Below are 17,058 nucleotides of genomic sequence, written 5' to 3' on the forward strand. Positions count from 1 at the left end.
GATGGATGAAGCAGTGAAATGCTGCGTGGATGCATCAATTTCTGCTCTTTCAGCCGCTAATTGATGAAATTCCTGCAAAATTACCACTAGCGTTGCATCAATCTTTTTACGAAAATTTCTATCCCATAAGTCTCTATATTTGTAACTTATTGAACTATATTCATGGACAAAAATAAAGAAATCTCCTATTGTTGAGTTACCCTAACGTTATCCATAAAACGCCTCAACAAAGGAGATTTCTTATGGATAACGTACCGAATCATAACGTCATTTGTCAATGCCTAAAATGGTTACATGTCCATTCTACTCGACACGAGTCATTGGATTACCGGGCCCAAAAGCTGTTTGTCGGCTCTTCGACACTCTTATTTGTAGAGGCACAGCTTCAGCAACGAGACTCATACAAAGTCATGTCAGAGCATGTAGCGGCTAATCCTGAATTTCAAGATCTTCTGGGTCTCAAGAGCATAAGCGCTTCTCAACTATCGCGGAAGCTGAAACGGCTGCCTATGGAGTATCTTCAGACGCTCTTTTTCTCGCTCATTGATCGAATCAAGCAACTTACAAAAGGGAAACGCGGCATTACGCCTGGTATTGGGAAACTCAAGCTAATCGATTCATCGGGAATTACACTACCTCCCATTCTCGCGAAATGGTCCTATTGTTCCAAAAGTAGCCATGGCGTGAAGATGCACACCTCCTTGGTCGTTGCGGACTCCAAAACGATGTATCCAGACAAGATCGTCGCTTCAACCAAAGATGTAGCCGATCATGAAGTCGTGTTGGAATTTACAGTGGATAAAGATGCGACCTACGTGATGGACCGAGGATACCAGGTATACGACCATTTTCAGAAATGGGTAGAGGATAAGATTAAATTTGTTTGCCGCGTCAAGCAAAAGAGCCGGTTAACGATCATCAGAAAAAGAGACCTCCCCAAAAGGCAGAATGGGTTTATCCTTGATGCTGATGTGACGATGCCGGAGCTGCCAGCGGTTCTGCGTTTGATTGAGTTTAAGGATGACCAAGGGCGTACCTATCGAATTGTAACGAATCGATTTGACTTATCCGCACATCAAATTGCCGAGATTTATCGAAATCGCTGGCATATTGAGTTGTTTTTTAAATGGGTCAAGCAGCATATTCGATTGGTAAAACCCCACGGTTATACGGCCGAAGCGATTTGGAACCAAATGTATATTGCTTTAATCGCGTATGCTCTCTGTTTGCTGATTAAATTAACACTGGACTGTAAAAAGTCGACATGGGACCTCCTCCAGTTGATTCGCATCTATGCGGAAAAACCATGGGAAAATTTGATCGCTGCACTCAACCGCAAGCCGACTCGAACATCTAGAGGTCGACCAAAGCGAAATGGGAGACGTCCGAAAAAGGCAACAAAGTCGATGAAACCGAGACTGATTGTGACGTAATGACAAACGAAAACGATTTTTACATATAATGGATAACGCGTAGGGTCTGTTTCCAGCTCGACTTTTTTAGACTTAGCGCGGACATCGCAAATGTAAATATATATCATATATTGATGTTAATTGAAATTAGATTATGAACTAACCGCTCGATGCAACGCTAGTGCAAAATTACATGATGTTCATCGATTTTTGTCTTTTATCGATTGGATAGTCAGAAATTGATGCCGTTTTGCAGGATTCCCTGTAACGGAGTACACGTCATAAAGGAAAGCTGCCGTTTTGCAGTTTTCGGCGAGTCGAGCTTTGAGAATCAGTGGGGGGCTGTCTGACTGTAGTGAAATACTACTTTTGGGACACCCCCTTTGTTGTTGATAGGTAAGATTCGGCAGCTAATACTGACTACAATTGAGTAATATGATGAACGTTGGAATCCGGATGGCGGTGCAGCTGCCGGCGGTACTCGACCTGCCCGATCTCGCAGCCCGGGCCGATAATAACATCGTTCCCGCGGACGATGCGTGCCGTCGTATGCTCCAATTCAATATGATCGCCTTCGATGAGGTCGGCCCTCATGCGCGAATCCGGGGCCATATGGAACAGGCCGGGGAGCAAGCCGAGCAGATTGCCGAGTCCGCTGCCGCGCCGGATCTTGATCGTGTCGCCGCCGATCTCGCGGGCATGGCAAGGCCACTGAAGACGAAGGTCCAAGCTGCCCGCATTGAGCAGGCCTTCGACTTGGAGCGAGCCGCTGGCAGTGATGGACTCGAATTCGCAATCGCCCTGAACCGTCGCGGAGCCTTTCAGGCTCAGCCGGTCGCCCTGCAGATTGCGGCCGATGTTTGCCATCCCGCCGATATTGGCCTCCCCGGCGCGCAGGCTGCCGCGAATCTCGCCCTGCCCCTGAATAGAGAGCTTGTTCACATTCACGTTTCCGTTCACTTGGGAGGTTCCCCGAATTTTCATTTCGCCTGCCTTTACGCTGCCTTCGATATTGGCGCTTCCCGCGCAGCTGAACTGGCGGCAGTCCACATCGCCGTGCACGGAGCCGTCACCCATAATGCTTACTTTGTCATATACTCCTCCGCCCGCGCGTGAGGAGCCCATAATTTTCAGATTACGCCGCTGTTCCATGTTGAATCTGATTCCTCCTAATTCAGGCTTGTCGGTGCCGCAAGGGATAAATCCCAGACAGCCCGCATCCCGTTCATTACAGCTTCCGGTGGCTGTTCACTTGAGCCTCTTCATGCAGTTGTAAGGATTGCCGGTATTCGACATGATCGATCTGGCAGCCGGGACCGATGGTGACATGATTGCCGCGCACGACGCGGGCCCGCGTATATTCCAGATCGACAATATCCCCCTCGATCGTGTCCGCCTCCAACTGAGGGCGGTTGATGAACGAGGAGAACAGCTTGTTGAAGATCGATAACGCGGCGCCCTGCCGAACCTGAATCCGCTCGCAGCCAATTTCGCGTGCCCGGCAGCCGCCAGCCATTTTCACATCGATCATGCCTGCGTTGAGCAGTCCGCCAATATGGAAGGCGCCGCGGGAGACGAAGCTTTCGGCCTGGCAATCGTAAGCGACCGTGACGGTGCCGTTCAGCTCGATCTCATTGCCCGACCAATGACCATCCAGCCGGGCCGTTCCATCGATGCGGCTATAATCCGATTGGAGGTTGCCCTTGAGAGTAAGCATCCCGCGAACCTCGGTTGAGTCCGCCTCCAGATTGCCCGTTACTTTGCCTTTCCCGTTGGAGACAAAGGACGAGCAGACGAGATCTCCATCGATATTGCCGACACCATCTATCCGAACGCGCTGATACGTGCCGCCGGACGAGCTTCCGAGACCTGAAATAATAATATCTCCCGTTGCTTGAGACATAAGAGGTTCCTCCCATTACGTAAGTTTGAGTTTCAATTCTTGCAGGCAGCTTGCAAGCGACAGGCGGATTACGAGCTTCGTGCCGCCGTCGACGAAGATTTCTTCCGGGCTGGAGACGAGCAGCAGCGTGCTGATGCCCATCTTGCGGATCAGTACAAGATCGCAATCCTTCCCCTCGAACTTGTCATAATGATCCACCAGCAGTTGAAGCAGCAGCAGGCCTTCCTCCAGGCTCATATCGCCGGATTGGAGCAGCCGATCGAGCACATAAATATGCAGCAGCTTTTCGAATGAGAAAGCTTCGGCATCGCCCATTTGCTCGGTGTACACTTGAAGCGCCATCGGCGACACGAGACCGCGGCCGATAATCTCGGACCGGCTGAATGCAGTGCTGGCGACATGAGGCGAGAACATGTCCGCCAATTCATCGAGCGACAAATCCTCTTTCATATTGATGATTTTATCGATTCGCTCCAATATTTTCTCTCTTGGAAAAAAAGTCTCTTGGCCGGTGTGGGTAGACTTCCGGATAAACCACGCTTCCGGTATCAGATTTTTGCGCTTCCACCGGTATAGCTGCCCATAAGAGATGCCGGTCAGATCGAGCAATTCTTTTTTTGAAATCAATTGTTCGTCCACGCCAAGCGGAAGCCTCCTTTATTATTGATGTAACAGTGTTACGTTGATATCGTAACACTGTTTTATTTAGAGTGCAATCCTGAGGTTCGCCTGCTGCCCCGTTTGGGAGATCAAATGATGAATTATCGTTTACCTGGTTTCTATTTCGCCCTTTTTCTTCGTTAATCACCTGAATCCTTCTCTATGCTTCACTCTCTCTGAAAAGGGTTACGAAAATAGAAACTTTTTGTAATCTTTTGCGTCTAAGACTATGTTCAATACAATGGTCAGGATTCTATGAGCACAATGATTACGATGGGTGAGGAGAACACACAGAAATGAAATCTTGGAAAAAGCTATTTGTTACTTGCTTGGCAGCAATACAACTTATCACGATGGTTCCCGTCATGGCAGCGGCAGAAGGAGACGGCAGCGTGGCAGGAGGAACGGAAGCAGCCGTCGAATTCCCACAGCAAGGCGACATTACAAGTGAAGAGCCGGACGGAGATGGAAGCGCGGACAATCCCGATACAGCGGACCCGGACATGACGGAGCCGGAAACGGTTACCCCCGATCCAACAGCCGGCACAGCCGGCAAGGATGAGCTCATCCTGATGGCGAACAGCAATGTGATGTATCATAACGGCGTCAAATACACTTCCCCACAGCCGATTACCGTCAAAAAGGGCGTTTCTTATATAGCTCTCCGGTCCTTGGTGGATCGGTTCGGATTGCAGACCCGATTCGACAATAAGACCAAGGAAACGATTATTACGAACGGAGACAAGGAACTGCGCTATAAAGCGGGCAGCGATCAATACCGGGTGAACGGTTCCCCGACGAAGATGAGCGGGGAATCCTATATTGTCAAAAACACGTTAATGGTGCCGGTCACGTCCGCAATGCAGGCCTTTGGCTATCCATATACATGGGACAGCAAGAACAAGCGAATCGTGATTCAGTTGAACACGCAACCGATTGCCAAATTCAGCGTAAATGAAGAGGAAATTTTCGCGACGCAGACCCGCGTGACGGTCAAGAATGAATCGACGAGTCCAACCGGGTTGAAGATAGTCGATGAGCAATGGGAAGGGCTTCAGGAGTATTATGATGAGCCGGGGGTTTACACCATCACGCTTCGTGTCGTCGACGAGCGCGGCAACATAAGCGAACCTTACTCTGTCAATATTACGGTCCAGCCGGCGAAGGAACCGCCGAAGGCGAACTTCCAGACGCCTAAGACGACCTACAAAATGGGGGAATATATCCGTTACGAAGACTTGAGTACGGATAAAGAGGATTCCATCACGGAACGGGTATGGACCAACAACGAGCCGGCGTTTTTTCAACCGGGTCCACAGACGATTACGCTCAAGGTTACAAATGAGTTCGGGCTGACGGATGAGTATTCCCAGACCATCATGATCTCCGACGAAACACTGTACACCTTCGATGAGTTCAACCTGCTCTACACTCCGTACGGGGAAATATTCCCGCTTGGCGCACGTTCCGTATTGGACATGAAGCTGCTTCAGCCGGAAGTGAAGGAAGAGCGACGGACACTGTACCGCACGAATTCCCCGGAGACCGTGCTTGAGGAAGGAATCGTGTACAAAGATCGCGTTGCAGGCGGCGCCCGTATTTTCCTCCATCACAAGAATGGAACCGACAAGAAGATGAAGCTCTATGTGCTGGCGAAGAACATATCCGATGATCCGGCCACCGTCTATGTGGAGCATTACGGCCAAGCTGGACCGAATCCGTATCCGCAGCAGACCGGGAAGCTCGCATCGGTTCGATATATGGAATCGTTCGAGCAGACGGGAGAAATCAATGAGCTTGTGCTCCAGCCGAATGAGACCCGGGTGCTGATACCGGAATTGAACGAGCGCGCGATGAGACCAGGGGATGTCTATACGATGTATGCCGATTTCTTCGGCGACAACACGCTGGAATATTCGGTCGTGGCCCTGGAAGATTCGAAGGATATTATGAAGGAACTGAACAAGCTGAAGGAGCTTGAGCCTGACGGCAAGCATATCCGGGGTACGTTCAACAATGCGGATCGCGTATTCACGATTGGCGAGCGGGTAGGGGAAGTTGCGTCCCGTCTCGTATTTGCCGACAAGACAAATGACACGTACATTGAAGGTTCGGATATGATGACCTATGAGAACCAAGTGAACGCCGGCAACTACGGCGTATTGTACCGCGTCAAGCTGGAAAATGTGGCGCCGCACACACTGATCGCCTTCAACTCTCGCGGCGGCTCATACTCCGGGGGCTTGTTTGTGAACGGACAGACCGTGACGACCCCGAATAACGGAAGATTGAGCAGTACGAGCGAAGCCAGCGTCGTCTACCGGACCGGAGCTTACGAGGAGACGGTAGAGATCCTGTTCACCCCGGCTGCGGGCAGCAATATGCCGGTCAATCTGCTATTCATCCCACTGCCAAAAGAAAAACCAGCAGAATAAGCCATCATTCTTAACTTATCACAACGCTTGATTGAGAGAGGGTACCCCCGCGGTGCCCTCTCTTTTTGGCGTAACTCGACGGGCCCTTGACTCCTTATAGCCAATATCCCCGCGGCTCAGGTGTCACGGCTGATATCCCGTGCACTCCTTACAGCCAATATCCCTGCGGGTCAGGTGTCAGGAGTGATGTTCCGCTGATCCTTATGACCAATATCCCACCGCCTCAGGTGGCAGGGCTAATGTCCCGCGCTAACTCCTTACAGCCAATATCCCCGCGGGTCAGGTGTCAGGAGTGATGTTCCGCTGACTCCTTATGACCAATATCCCACCGCCTCAGGTGGCAGGGCTAATGTCCCGCGCTGACTCCTTACAGCCAATATCCCAACGAATCAGGTCTCACAACTGATGTTCCGTGCTCATTTTATTTAACAATGAATCCCCACCGAGAACTTTGGCACACTAGCTAACCGAGAACTTACTAAACCTGCGCGACGGGGAGAGCGAGCATAAGAGTCAGAAAGAGACGTGTCCAACCTGGGTGACGGGGATAACGAGCATAAGAGGCAGAAAGTGACTTGTCCAACCTGCGTGACGGGGATAACGAGCATAAGAGCCAGAAAATGAATAGTCCAGTCTGCGTCAAGAGGGTAGCGAACGTAAGCGGCAGTAAGAGATGTATCCGTCCGATATGCGACCTTGTGCCCCGGCTTCGGTGGCCCGCGCAGGCGGGCCATCCGTTACAGTTGAGGGGCTAGCCGTCGCTCCGCTTCCGCCGGAGCAGCAAGATGATGAAGAAGGGAGCCCCGATGGCGGCGGTGAAGACGCCGACCGGGATATCGAGCGGACTCATCATGGTGCGGGCGGCCGTATCGGCGATGACGATCAGGATGGCGCCGACAAGCGCGCTCATTGGTATGAGCAGGCCATAGGTCACGCCGGCGAAGCGGCGGGCGATATGCGGCGCCATCAGAGCGATGAAGCCGATAGGGCCGCCGATGGCCACTCCGGCCCCGGCAAGGACGGCCGCGGTGCCCAGCAGAAGGAAGCGGTCGCGCTGCACGCTGCTGCCGGCGGCTTGGGCGACATCGTCCCCGAGCTGGAGCAGGTTGATGCGCCGCGACAGGATGAAGGCGATCACCCCGGTGACGGCGAACCAGATCAAGATTTGCTTGGCTTGCGGCCAGCCGGCGCCGTATACACTGCCGAGCAGCCAATTGTAGGCCTTCGCGGTCACGTACATCGGGCTCATGACGACCAGCATCGTGTTGACCGCCTGTGCGGCGGCGCCGACGCCGACCCCGATTAGGACGAGCGTCGCCGGCTTCACGCCCTGCTTCCAGGCGAGACCGTAGACGATGAAGGTCATGAGCGCCGCGCCAACGAATGCTGTCGGAGGCAGCCAGGCGATGCTGGCTGACGGAGCCAGTGTCAGCAGCGCCGTGGCGGCGACCGATGCCCCGCCCGTAATGCCGATGATATCCGGCGATGCGAGCGGATTGCGGATTAGCCCCTGCATGATGGCGCCGGAGGCGGCCAATGAAGCGCCGACGAAGGCGCCCGTCACGATGCGCGGCATGCGCAGCTTCTGCACGGTCATCACATGGACGGGCTCGCCGTAGCCGAAGGAGGCCAGGAGCGCATCGAGCGGAGCGATGCGCAGCGTGCCGATGCCGGCGCTTACTACCATGCATATGAGCAGCAGCAGGAAGAGCAGGGCCAGCGCAAACCATCCCTTCCGTTCGATCAGGAAGGAGACGCGGCCCGAGCGGGAGCGAAATTGCCGTTGGGTGCCATTCTGTCTCATCCTCTAACCCCCTTGCGTGCGGCGTATACAAAGAACGGTACCCCGATGATCGCGGTCATGACGCCGATAGGAATCTCCTTCGGTTCGGCGATGAAGCGGGCGCCGATATCTGCAAGCAGAAGCACGATCGCGCCGATCAAGCCGCTGTAGACGACGAGCCAGCGCATGCCGATGCCGACCAGACTGCGGGCGATATGCGGGACGACGAGACCGAGGAATCCGATCGGTCCCGCAACGGCGACCGAAGATCCGGCAAGCATGACGATGAGCAGTCCCATGCCCCACTTGATATAGGGGACCTTCAGCCCGAGGCTGACGGCGACATCATCGCCGAGGTTCAGCGTATCCATCGGCTTGGCCAGCACCCAGGCTCCGATCCAGGCGATGGCCATGTACGGGAGCACGTCAATCAGCACCTCCAGCTTCCTGCCTTCGACCGAGCCGGCAATCCAGAACAGGACTTCCTCCAAGGCCCGATGATTGGAGATAAGCAGGCCGTTGGTCAGCGAGCTGCTGAGCGCGGCGATGGCGGAGCCTGCGAGCGTCATGCGAATCGGATGAATCTGTCTTCCGCCCGACGAACCGAGCAGGAAGACGAGCAGGCAGCCGGCGCAGGCGCCGGCTAACGCGAGCCAAGTGAAGGATTGCAGCGAGTTCAACTGGAAAAAGATGAATCCGATCACGACAAACAGGGAACTGCTCGCGTTGATTCCAAAAATCCCGGCATCGGCAAGCGGGTTCTTCGTCAGCGATTGGAGAATGACGCCGGAGATGCCGAGGCTGGCTCCGACCGCTGCGGCAATGAGCGCCCGCGGAATCCGGACTTCGCGGATAACGATATGCTCATTGCTTCCCGCATACTGCTGATAATCGGTTAGCGCTTCCCATACGTGATGAAGCTTCGTATCGAATACGCCGTATACGATGCTCGCCCAGACGCATCCGAGCAGGACAAAGATGCCAACGCTGCAGCCAATCCATTTGGCGGACGAGGATGATAGCCAAGAAGTTCTCATGCGGCGTATTCCTTTCTTTAACGTAAATGATATAAAAATCAATTGTTGACAAATCGCAGCACATTCTATACGATTAGCTTGTTCGGCGACTGATAATCATTATCAGGACTGGCCGATTCAATTGCAACAATAAATTTATATCTATTTTTGAACTTTTTTTTAATGTTTGGAATGATTCTAAGGAAGAGCCGATTGATGGCTCTGGTGATGTGAAAGGGGCAAATACTCGAATGAAGAAGTGGACATCATTGCTGTCTCTCGTGCTGGTGATTGGTCTGGTGCTGTCGGCCTGCGGCGGTAATTCGAATGGCGGGGCAGGCGGTTCGACGGAAGGCGCCGGGAAAGCGGAAGGAGATGGCGAGGCTCAGACCCGGGCCGTCAAGCATGCGATGGGGACATCGAACGTTCCGACGCAACCGAAGCGCGTCGTCGTGCTGACGAACGAAGGGACGGAAGCGCTGCTCGAGCTCGGCATCAAGCCGGTCGGAGCCGTGAAGTCCTGGACGGGAGAACCTTGGTATGATCATAATAAAGCGGACATGGAAGGCGTCGTCGATCTCGGTGAGGAAGGCCAACCGAATCTGGAGGCGATTCTGAGTCTGCAGCCGGATCTTATTCTCGGAACGAAAATGCGTCACGAAGCGCTCTACCAGCAGCTAAGCGATATTGCCCCAACGGTCTTTTCCGAGACATTGCGCGGGGAATGGAAGGAGAATCTGCTGCTGTGGGCCGATGCGGTCAACAAGAAGGCGGAGGGCGAGCAATTGATTCAGAACTTCGACAAGCGGGTTGAAGATTTCCGGGCAAAGGCCGGCGATCAGCTCAACAAGGAAGTCTCGATTGTCCGATTCATGCCAGGCAAGGTGCGCATTTATTATAAGCAGACGTTCTCCGGCATTATTTTCGATCAGATCGGCATCAAGCGTCCGGCGGCCCAGCAAAAAGACGCCTTCGCGGATGACGTCTCCAAGGAACGGATACCGGAAATGGACGGCGACATGATGTTCTACTTCGTCTATGAGACAGGGAACCAGGAAGCGTCGAAGCTGGAGGAAGAATGGACGAAGGACAAGCTGTGGCAAAACCTGAACGTGGTGAAGAACAACCAGGTCTTCCGCGTCGATGACGCCATCTGGAATACGGCCGGCGGCGTGCGCGCAGCGAACCTGATGCTCGATGATTTGTACAAGCAGTATCATTTAGAGAAATAATCGCATCACGTTAAGGAGGCTGTCCCCCATGCCGGAAGGCATGGCAGGGGCAGCCTCTTATGCTGAGTGGCATCGGCAGAGTGGCAGCGGGGTGACCGACTGGATGAGCGGGGGATTAACTGGGCAGCGGTTGGCGGGGAGAAGGTTTGACTACGGAAGGACAATAGCTCATTATTAGAGGAGAGGTTCGGAATCTACGGGAGGGACACCGATGCTGACCACAGATCAAATATTGGACAAAATGGCGGCGCAGGGACTGCGGATTACGGAACAGCGTCGCACGCTAGCCAAATTATTCGCCGATACGGACGGCTTCCTGACACCGAAGGATGTCTATGAGTTTATGGGGAAGCGGTATTCGGGGCTAAGCTTCGATACGGTCTACCGCAATCTCCGCGTCATGCATGAGCTGGGCGTGCTGGAGCAGATCGTCTTCGAGGACGGAGTCAAGTTCCGGGTTCATTGCGCGGAGTCGCACCACCATCATCATATGATCTGCCTGCAGTGCGAGAAGACGTACCCGATACATTTTTGTCCGATGCCGCTGACCGATGTGCCGGATAAGTTCCAGGTCGTGAAGCATAAATTCGAAGTTTTCGGCTATTGCGAAGCCTGTTCGCATGCCGGCGGCTCCGAAGCGGGAACCGGCGCGGACAAGGACGGTGCCCGGCCATGAGCTCGCCCGAAGATGCGGGCCGGCAGACCGCTTCACGCCCGTCGCGGGCGGTGCGGACGCTGCAGGGGCCGGTGAGATTTTACCGCAAATTCATCTCCCCGTTGAAGCCTCCGACATGCCGCTTCTACCCGACCTGTTCGGCTTATGCGCTGGAAGCGCTCGAGGTTCACGGTCCGATCAAGGGGAGCTGGCTCGCGATCAAGCGGATCGGCCGCTGCCATCCGTTCCATCCGGGCGGCTACGATCCGGTTCCGCTCAAGCGCTCTTGACATGTGGCGGAGGGCTGGGATATATTTGGAGATAAGCTGGAGACAATATTGCATATATCATCCGATGAAAGGATAAGTAGGAAGCGATGAGCATCGCAGAGAGCCGGGATTGCTGCGAACCGGTATGTGAACCCTTCCGAATATGGTCCCGGAGGAACCGCTTGCGAGCTTCTGTGCGTGAATGGCGAGAGAAGGCAAGCCTGCGGCGGCTCATTCCCGTTAACGAATGTTCCAGGCCGGTTGAATCGGCCGCAAAGAAGCTGTCGCCGCTGCCCTGCGGAAGAGGAAGGGAAGGCGGCAGGAATTTGGGTGGTACCGCGTGAGTTCAGCTCTCGTCCCAAGAGGATGAGAGCTTTTTTGCGTGCATTCCGGGGTTCACTCCCAGCGGCTGCAAGCGAATATGAAGGAGGATGGGCATGATGGCCAACAATAACAAAACCTTTTACATCACGACTCCGATCTATTACCCGAGCGACAAGCTCCATATCGGGCATGCGTATACGACGGTAGCCGGCGATGCGATGGCCCGCTACAAGCGGCTTCGCGGCTTCGATGTCCGCTATTTGACGGGAACGGACGAGCATGGGCAAAAGATTGAGCGCAAGGCGGCGGAAGCAGGGAAGACGCCGCAGCAATTCGTGGATGATATCGTCGTCGGAATTAAAGAGCTGTGGAAGAAGCTGGATATCTCCTACGACGACTTCATCCGCACGACCGAGGAACGGCACAAGAAGGTCGTCCAGCAAATTTTCGATCAGTTGGTTCAGCAAGGCGACATTTACAAGGGAACCTATGAAGGCTGGTACTGTACGCCGTGCGAGGCGTTCTTCACCGAGCGACAATTGAACAACGGCAACTGTCCGGACTGCGGACGTCCGGTGGAGCTCGTGAAGGAGGAAAGCTATTTCTTCCGCATGAGCAAGTATGTCGATCAACTGCTGGCTTACTATGAAGAGCATCCGGACTTCATTCAGCCGGAATCGCGCAAGAACGAGATGATCAATAACTTCATCAAGCCGGGCCTTGAGGATCTGGCGGTCTCCCGCACGTCGTTCGACTGGGGAATCAAGGTAGCCGGCGATCCGAAGCATGTCGTCTACGTCTGGATCGATGCATTGACGAACTACATTACGGCGCTCGGCTACGGCTCCGACAATTCGGAGCTGTACGAGAAGTTTTGGCCGGCCGATGTGCATCTGGTCGGGAAGGAGATTATCCGCTTCCACACGATATATTGGCCGATTATGCTGATGGCCCTCGGACTCCCGCTGCCGAAGAAGGTGTTCGGGCACGGCTGGCTGCTGATGAAGGACGGCAAAATGTCCAAATCGAAAGGCAATGTCGTCGATCCGGTCATGCTGATCGACCGCTATGGCCTGGACGCGCTGCGCTACTATTTGCTGCGCGAGGTGCCATTCGGTTCCGACGGCACATTTACGCCGGAGGGCTTCGTGGAGCGCATCAATTACGATCTGGCGAATGATTTGGGCAACTTGCTGAACCGCACGGTGGCGATGATCGAAAAATATTTCGACGGTATCATTCCCGCGTTCCAGGGGCAGGTGACTCCGTTCGACGGCGAATTGGCTTCGATGGCAGGCCAGACGGTGGATAAGGTGGAAGCCGCCATGGAGAAGATGGAATTCTCCGTCGCGCTCAGCGCAATCTGGCAGTTCATCAGCCGCACGAACAAATATATCGACGAGACGCAGCCATGGTCGCTCGCGAAGGACGAGGCGCGTCGTGACGAGCTGGCCTCGGTGATGACGCATCTGGCGGAGAGCCTGCGCGTCGCTTCGACTCTGCTGCAGCCGTTCTTGACGAAGGCGCCTGCGCTGATCTGGGAGCAGCTCGGACTGAAGCCGGAGTCATGCGCCGACTGGGATGCGGCCCGCACGTTCGGCGTCATTCCGGAAGGCACGCGCGTCGTCAAGGCCGCGCCGATCTTCCCGCGCCTGGAGGCTGCCGCAGAGGCGGCATTTATCGCGGAGAGCATGAGCGGCGGAGCAGCCGCGTCCGCTCCGGCCGATACGCCTGCGCCTCCAGCGTCCGCACCGGCGGAAGCGGAGCCTGCGGCAGGTCCGCCGGCCGACGCCAAGGAAGAGATCAATATCGACGATTTCGGCAAGGTTGAGCTGCGCGTTGGCCAAGTGACGCATTGCGAGCCGGTGCCGAAAGCGGACAAATTGCTTCGATTGGAGCTTGATCTCGGCTACGAGCAGCGCCAAGTCGTCTCCGGCATCGCGCAGTATTACAAGCCGGAGGAGCTGATCGGCCGCAAAGTGATTGTGGTCGCGAATCTGAAGCCGGTCAAGCTGCGGGGCGTCTTGTCGCAAGGCATGATTTTGGCCGCGTCCAAGGACGGCCAGCTTACGGTCGCTACCGTGCCGGACAGCATGCCGAACGGAGCGGTCGTCAAGTAGGTTAACTGACGATACGAATCGCATGCAAAATGTCGTTCAGATTGGAAATCAATTTGAACGACATTTTTGTGCTTACACGCGCGAACGTTTGTTTGTGGTATAGTTGAAGACAGCTTGGAAAATGATTCAATGGGACAATGGGGAGGGCAATATGTCAGGATTGCAAAAAGTGGAATGCGGGTTATACACGATGTGTCTTGTGCAGGATGAAGACCGGGTGCTGCTGGTCAATCGCCCCGATAAGCTGGGATTCCTGAAGAAGGCCAGCAAATACGGGCCGATGAACTGCCCGAGCGTCGGATCCTTCAGCATATCCTTCCCTTCTTGAATCATGCCGCCCAAGCTGACGGGAATGTATAGGTATACCGCGGGATTCAGATGCCAGATGGCCCTCTATCATCTTATGATCGGTGTCGAGGGATGTCAAAACATGAAACTGTTTTTTTTCCGTAAAGAGGGGATTGACATGTGTTTGGACCCTGCTATAATCTTAATAGTAATGATTACGAAATAGAAAGAACAAGGACAGGAAAGGGAGTTGGAATATGAATCTTGGGAAACGACGTCTGTCGCTGCGGTTCATCATGATGCTGCTGCTCGCTTGCGCTCTTCTGCTGCTCAATGCATGCGGAAATAACGATTCGGCTGCGGAAGGAGCGGCCAACGGCAAAGTTAATGTAATAACAAGCTTCTACCCGATCTATTTCATGGCGAGCGAGATTGGAGGGGAACATGTGTGCGACTTGTTTTGCTATAACTGAATAACTTCAGGAAAAGCAAGGACTTTATAAAGAAAAGTCTAACTTTCTATCCGAGAACAGGAATGAGGAATCCATGTTTTCCAAAACTGTTCCGTTGAGACTCCTACATGCGTCTTGTTCGGCAGGGCATGAGGTATGAAGCTAGGTGAAGTCGGCAGAAGGAAGCTGGAGCCACCAATCAAGGAAGGTATGCTTACTGATATGCCGGACGGCTGAAAAATTGCCTATGGTGAGAATGTTCAAAGGGGAACTGACGAAACTCCGAATGTAAGAATCTAAATGCCTACCTCATGGAAACATGTTGACCAATGAATGTTGGGGCAAGTGGCGTAAAGTACAATTACATGTTAGGAAATACGCTATACCGAACAATGGCGGTATCAAGCTTGCAGGTTCAAAGGAGTCACCTAAGGGCAGTATGCATAGCTAGGATAGAAGGAACAAGGAAAGCAAGGGACGTTGCAACAATGGACTGCCGTCCAAGACGGTTGCTATAAGGTTACACCGAAATGCATTTACCCTTGTGAGAGTAGGGGCACGACCAATGAAACTTCCGTAATAGAAGTGGAGGAACAGCCCTGAGTCTTGTTACTTGACAACAACTTTCCAAAAGTGAACTGTATCGGTCGGGTATGAATGTGGGGACAATCTCTGCAAGGGGGTTGCCACAATACAGGCTCTGCGTTATTGGGATTACTATAATCTAACAGATACCTTTACAGACTTACACGAGCAGGCCAAGCAAGGAAAAACATTCAAACGTCTCTATGAACTAATCACATCAAGAGAAAATATCCTTCTTGCTTACCGTACAATCAAGTCAAATAAGGGATCTAAAACAGCAGGAACAGATGGCAAAACAATCGAGAATCTTAAAACAATGACAGACAGCGATCTTGTGAACCTTGTTAAAACAAAACTTAAGAATTACCAACCTAAAAAGGTTAGACGGGTCTTTATTCCAAAACCTAATGGGAGAAAGAGACCACTGGGAATTCCATGCATTCTAGATCGGCTAATACAGCAGTGCTTTAAGCAAGTACTTGAACCAATCGCCGAGGCGCACTTTTATAAACATAGTTATGGGTTCAGACCATTGCGCTCCACCCATAATGCATTGGCTAGAGTTCAATTTTTGATTAATAACGGGGGACTTCACTTTATCGTAGACATCGATATCAAAGGATTCTTCGATAACATTAATCATTCAACCTTGCTAAAGCAGATATGGAATCTTGGAATACACGATCGTAAGGTTTTACGGATTATCAGTCGAATGCTAAAAGCTGTAATAGAAGGTGAAGGTACTCCTGTAAAAGGAACCCCACAAGGAGGAATTTTATCCCCTTTACTTTCTAACATTGCACTGCACGATCTTGATACTTGGGTAGCTGGACAATGGGAGAATTTCCAAACAAAACATGCATATACGAAGAGGAATAAATATAATGCTCTTAAGAAGTCAAAGCTTAAAGAAGGATTCATCGTCAGATACTCCGATGACTTCAAAATCCTCTGTCGTGATTGGAAAACGGCCCAAAAATGGTTCCATGCCGTAAAACTTTATTTGAAAGATCGCCTTAAGTTGGACATTTCCCCTGAGAAATCAAAAATTCTGAATTTGAGGAAACAGAAATCTGAATTTCTCGGCTTTACAATTAAAGCTACAATGAAGGGGAAAAAGGCAGTTGCACATACCGGTGTGATTGAGAAGAAAAAACAACAGATTAAGATACAATATAAGAAACTTATTCAACATATTCAACAATCACCCTCAGCCGGTAATGTGCACAAATTCAATAGTTTTGTTCTCGGGATTCACAATTACTTTAGGAAAGCAACGCATGTGTTCATTGAGTTCTCACGACTTGCCTATGACCTGAAAAAGTTCACTTATAATCGTTTGAAACGGGCTGGTAAATACGAACATCCTGATAATCCACCTCCGACATATAGGAAGTTTTACTCAACCAGTTATCGCACGTTCAAGGTGGATGGAGTCTACTTATACCCGATAGTAGATGTAACTACCTCTAACAATCTGAACTTCAGTCAAGAGATAACTCCATTTACTGTCGAGGGGCGGAAGAGGATTACTAGAAAACTGGTTGGATTTGTACAATCAGAAATCATTATATTAATGAAATCAGACAATCCTCAACGCAGTGCAGAATACTTGGATAATCGGATTAGTAGGTACAGTATGGTCATGGGAAAATGCGAGATCACAGGTATATTCCTTTATGCAGACGATGTGCACTGTCATCATTATCTTCCAACTTACCTTGGTGGAGATGACAGCTACAATAACCTGAGGATCCTTCATCAAGATGTCCATACACTTATTCATGCCACAAACCAGGAAACGATTATGAAACTCATAAACATGCTTGGCCTAACAGGCAGCATGATTAAAAAGGTAAACCAATACCGCAAAATGAGTAACTTGGGCACTGTTGTTTAATTCAAGTAGCAAGATGGAACGCCG

The 17,058-nt window shown here is 52.1% G+C and carries 15 protein-coding genes; 10 read left to right on the plus strand and 5 right to left on the minus strand.

Translation table 11 applies throughout. The features are described from left to right. The first annotated feature begins 242 nt into the window (after window positions 1–242). A complete protein-coding gene (locus tag OCY70_RS13450; RefSeq protein ID WP_261944552.1) occupies window positions 243–1,433 on the plus strand; it encodes an IS4 family transposase in 1,191 nt (396 codons plus the stop codon). Between the two features lie 399 nt (window positions 1,434–1,832). Here the strand turns inward: OCY70_RS13450 and OCY70_RS13455 are convergent, their stop codons facing one another. The 3 genes from OCY70_RS13455 to OCY70_RS13465 form a co-directional block, all read right to left on the minus strand. Then, a complete protein-coding gene (locus OCY70_RS13455; protein WP_213430721.1) occupies window positions 1,833–2,564 on the minus strand; it encodes a polymer-forming cytoskeletal protein in 732 nt (243 codons plus the stop codon). Between the two features lie 76 nt (window positions 2,565–2,640). Continuing rightward, complete coding sequence (locus OCY70_RS13460; protein WP_213430722.1) at window positions 2,641–3,315, minus strand: polymer-forming cytoskeletal protein; 675 nt, start codon at window positions 3,313–3,315, stop codon at window positions 2,641–2,643. Between the two features lie 15 nt (window positions 3,316–3,330). Continuing rightward, complete coding sequence (locus OCY70_RS13465; protein WP_213430723.1) at window positions 3,331–3,954, minus strand: YhbD family protein; 624 nt, start codon at window positions 3,952–3,954, stop codon at window positions 3,331–3,333. Between the two features lie 317 nt (window positions 3,955–4,271). Here OCY70_RS13465 and OCY70_RS13470 point away from each other — a divergent pair, with 317 nt between their 5' ends. Continuing rightward, window positions 4,272–6,410, plus strand: a complete 2,139-nt coding sequence (locus OCY70_RS13470) for a stalk domain-containing protein (RefSeq protein WP_213430724.1) — start codon at window positions 4,272–4,274, stop codon at window positions 6,408–6,410. A 751-nt stretch (window positions 6,411–7,161) separates the two neighbouring features. On the opposite strand, the gene OCY70_RS13475 is transcribed toward OCY70_RS13470, so the two are convergent. Continuing rightward, window positions 7,162–8,214, minus strand: a complete 1,053-nt coding sequence (locus OCY70_RS13475) for a FecCD family ABC transporter permease (protein WP_213430725.1) — start codon at window positions 8,212–8,214, stop codon at window positions 7,162–7,164. Then, window positions 8,211–9,230, minus strand: a complete 1,020-nt coding sequence (locus tag OCY70_RS13480; protein ID WP_213430726.1) for a FecCD family ABC transporter permease — start codon at window positions 9,228–9,230, stop codon at window positions 8,211–8,213. Before OCY70_RS13480 ends, OCY70_RS13475 begins: the two co-directional genes overlap by 4 nt. Before the next feature lie 230 nt (window positions 9,231–9,460). Here OCY70_RS13480 and OCY70_RS13485 point away from each other — a divergent pair, with 230 nt between their 5' ends. The 8 genes from OCY70_RS13485 (at window position 9,461) to ltrA (ending at window position 17,034) form a co-directional block, all read left to right on the plus strand. Then, window positions 9,461–10,441, plus strand: a complete 981-nt coding sequence (locus tag OCY70_RS13485; protein WP_213430727.1) for an ABC transporter substrate-binding protein — start codon at window positions 9,461–9,463, stop codon at window positions 10,439–10,441. 28 nt (window positions 10,442–10,469) lie between these two features. Further along, the gene (locus tag OCY70_RS13490) at window positions 10,470–10,619 is read left to right on the plus strand and encodes a hypothetical protein (protein WP_261944902.1); all 150 of its coding nucleotides are present in this window, start codon (window positions 10,470–10,472) and stop codon (window positions 10,617–10,619) included. Window positions 10,620–10,652: 33 nt separating this feature from the next. After that, on the plus strand, window positions 10,653–11,117 hold the full coding sequence (locus OCY70_RS13495; protein WP_213430728.1) for a Fur family transcriptional regulator: 465 nt from the start codon (window positions 10,653–10,655) through the stop codon (window positions 11,115–11,117). Beyond that, window positions 11,114–11,386 (plus strand): membrane protein insertion efficiency factor YidD, encoded by a 273-nt coding sequence (gene yidD / locus OCY70_RS13500; protein ID WP_168181724.1) that lies wholly within the window; start codon window positions 11,114–11,116, stop codon window positions 11,384–11,386. The genes OCY70_RS13495 and yidD overlap by 4 nt, the downstream gene beginning before the upstream one ends. Window positions 11,387–11,805: 419 nt before the next feature. Continuing rightward, window positions 11,806–13,809 carry a methionine--tRNA ligase gene (gene metG / locus OCY70_RS13505; protein WP_213430729.1) on the plus strand — a complete coding sequence of 668 codons (2,004 nt, stop codon included), beginning with the start codon at window positions 11,806–11,808 and terminating at the stop codon, window positions 13,807–13,809. A 151-nt stretch (window positions 13,810–13,960) separates the two neighbouring features. Continuing rightward, window positions 13,961–14,137, plus strand: coding sequence for a hypothetical protein (locus OCY70_RS13510; RefSeq protein ID WP_249725561.1), 177 nt, complete (start codon window positions 13,961–13,963; stop codon window positions 14,135–14,137). 217 nt (window positions 14,138–14,354) lie between these two features. Further along, window positions 14,355–14,570, plus strand: a complete 216-nt coding sequence (locus OCY70_RS13515) for a hypothetical protein (protein WP_249725562.1) — start codon at window positions 14,355–14,357, stop codon at window positions 14,568–14,570. A 670-nt stretch (window positions 14,571–15,240) separates the two neighbouring features. Continuing rightward, window positions 15,241–17,034 (plus strand): group II intron reverse transcriptase/maturase, encoded by a 1,794-nt coding sequence (gene ltrA, locus OCY70_RS13520; RefSeq protein WP_261944929.1) that lies wholly within the window; start codon window positions 15,241–15,243, stop codon window positions 17,032–17,034. The last annotated feature ends 24 nt before the right edge of the window (window positions 17,035–17,058 follow it).

The sequence above is a fragment of the Paenibacillus melissococcoides genome, from assembly GCA_944800085.1.
GTDB lineage: Bacteria > Bacillota > Bacilli > Paenibacillales > Paenibacillaceae > Paenibacillus_B > Paenibacillus_B melissococcoides.

What these genes read in the sequence shown, in the direction of transcription:
- OCY70_RS13450 (WP_261944552.1), top strand. Translation starts at nt 243, where the DNA reads ATGGATAACGTACCGAATCATAACGTCATTTGTCAATGCCTAAAATGG.
- OCY70_RS13495 (WP_213430728.1), top strand. Translation starts at nt 10,653, where the DNA reads ATGCTGACCACAGATCAAATATTGGACAAAATGGCGGCGCAGGGACTG.
- yidD (WP_168181724.1), top strand. Translation starts at nt 11,114, where the DNA reads ATGAGCTCGCCCGAAGATGCGGGCCGGCAGACCGCTTCACGCCCGTCG.
- OCY70_RS13485 (WP_213430727.1), top strand. Translation starts at nt 9,461, where the DNA reads ATGAAGAAGTGGACATCATTGCTGTCTCTCGTGCTGGTGATTGGTCTG.
- OCY70_RS13460 (WP_213430722.1), bottom strand. Translation starts at nt 3,315, where the DNA reads ATGTCTCAAGCAACGGGAGATATTATTATTTCAGGTCTCGGAAGCTCG.
- OCY70_RS13475 (WP_213430725.1), bottom strand. Translation starts at nt 8,214, where the DNA reads ATGAGACAGAATGGCACCCAACGGCAATTTCGCTCCCGCTCGGGCCGC.
- OCY70_RS13480 (WP_213430726.1), bottom strand. Translation starts at nt 9,230, where the DNA reads ATGAGAACTTCTTGGCTATCATCCTCGTCCGCCAAATGGATTGGCTGC.
- metG (WP_213430729.1), top strand. Translation starts at nt 11,806, where the DNA reads ATGGCCAACAATAACAAAACCTTTTACATCACGACTCCGATCTATTAC.
- OCY70_RS13515 (WP_249725562.1), top strand. Translation starts at nt 14,355, where the DNA reads ATGAATCTTGGGAAACGACGTCTGTCGCTGCGGTTCATCATGATGCTG.
- OCY70_RS13490 (WP_261944902.1), top strand. Translation starts at nt 10,470, where the DNA reads ATGCCGGAAGGCATGGCAGGGGCAGCCTCTTATGCTGAGTGGCATCGG.
- OCY70_RS13470 (WP_213430724.1), top strand. Translation starts at nt 4,272, where the DNA reads ATGAAATCTTGGAAAAAGCTATTTGTTACTTGCTTGGCAGCAATACAA.
- OCY70_RS13455 (WP_213430721.1), bottom strand. Translation starts at nt 2,564, where the DNA reads ATGGAACAGCGGCGTAATCTGAAAATTATGGGCTCCTCACGCGCGGGC.
- OCY70_RS13510 (WP_249725561.1), top strand. Translation starts at nt 13,961, where the DNA reads ATGTCAGGATTGCAAAAAGTGGAATGCGGGTTATACACGATGTGTCTT.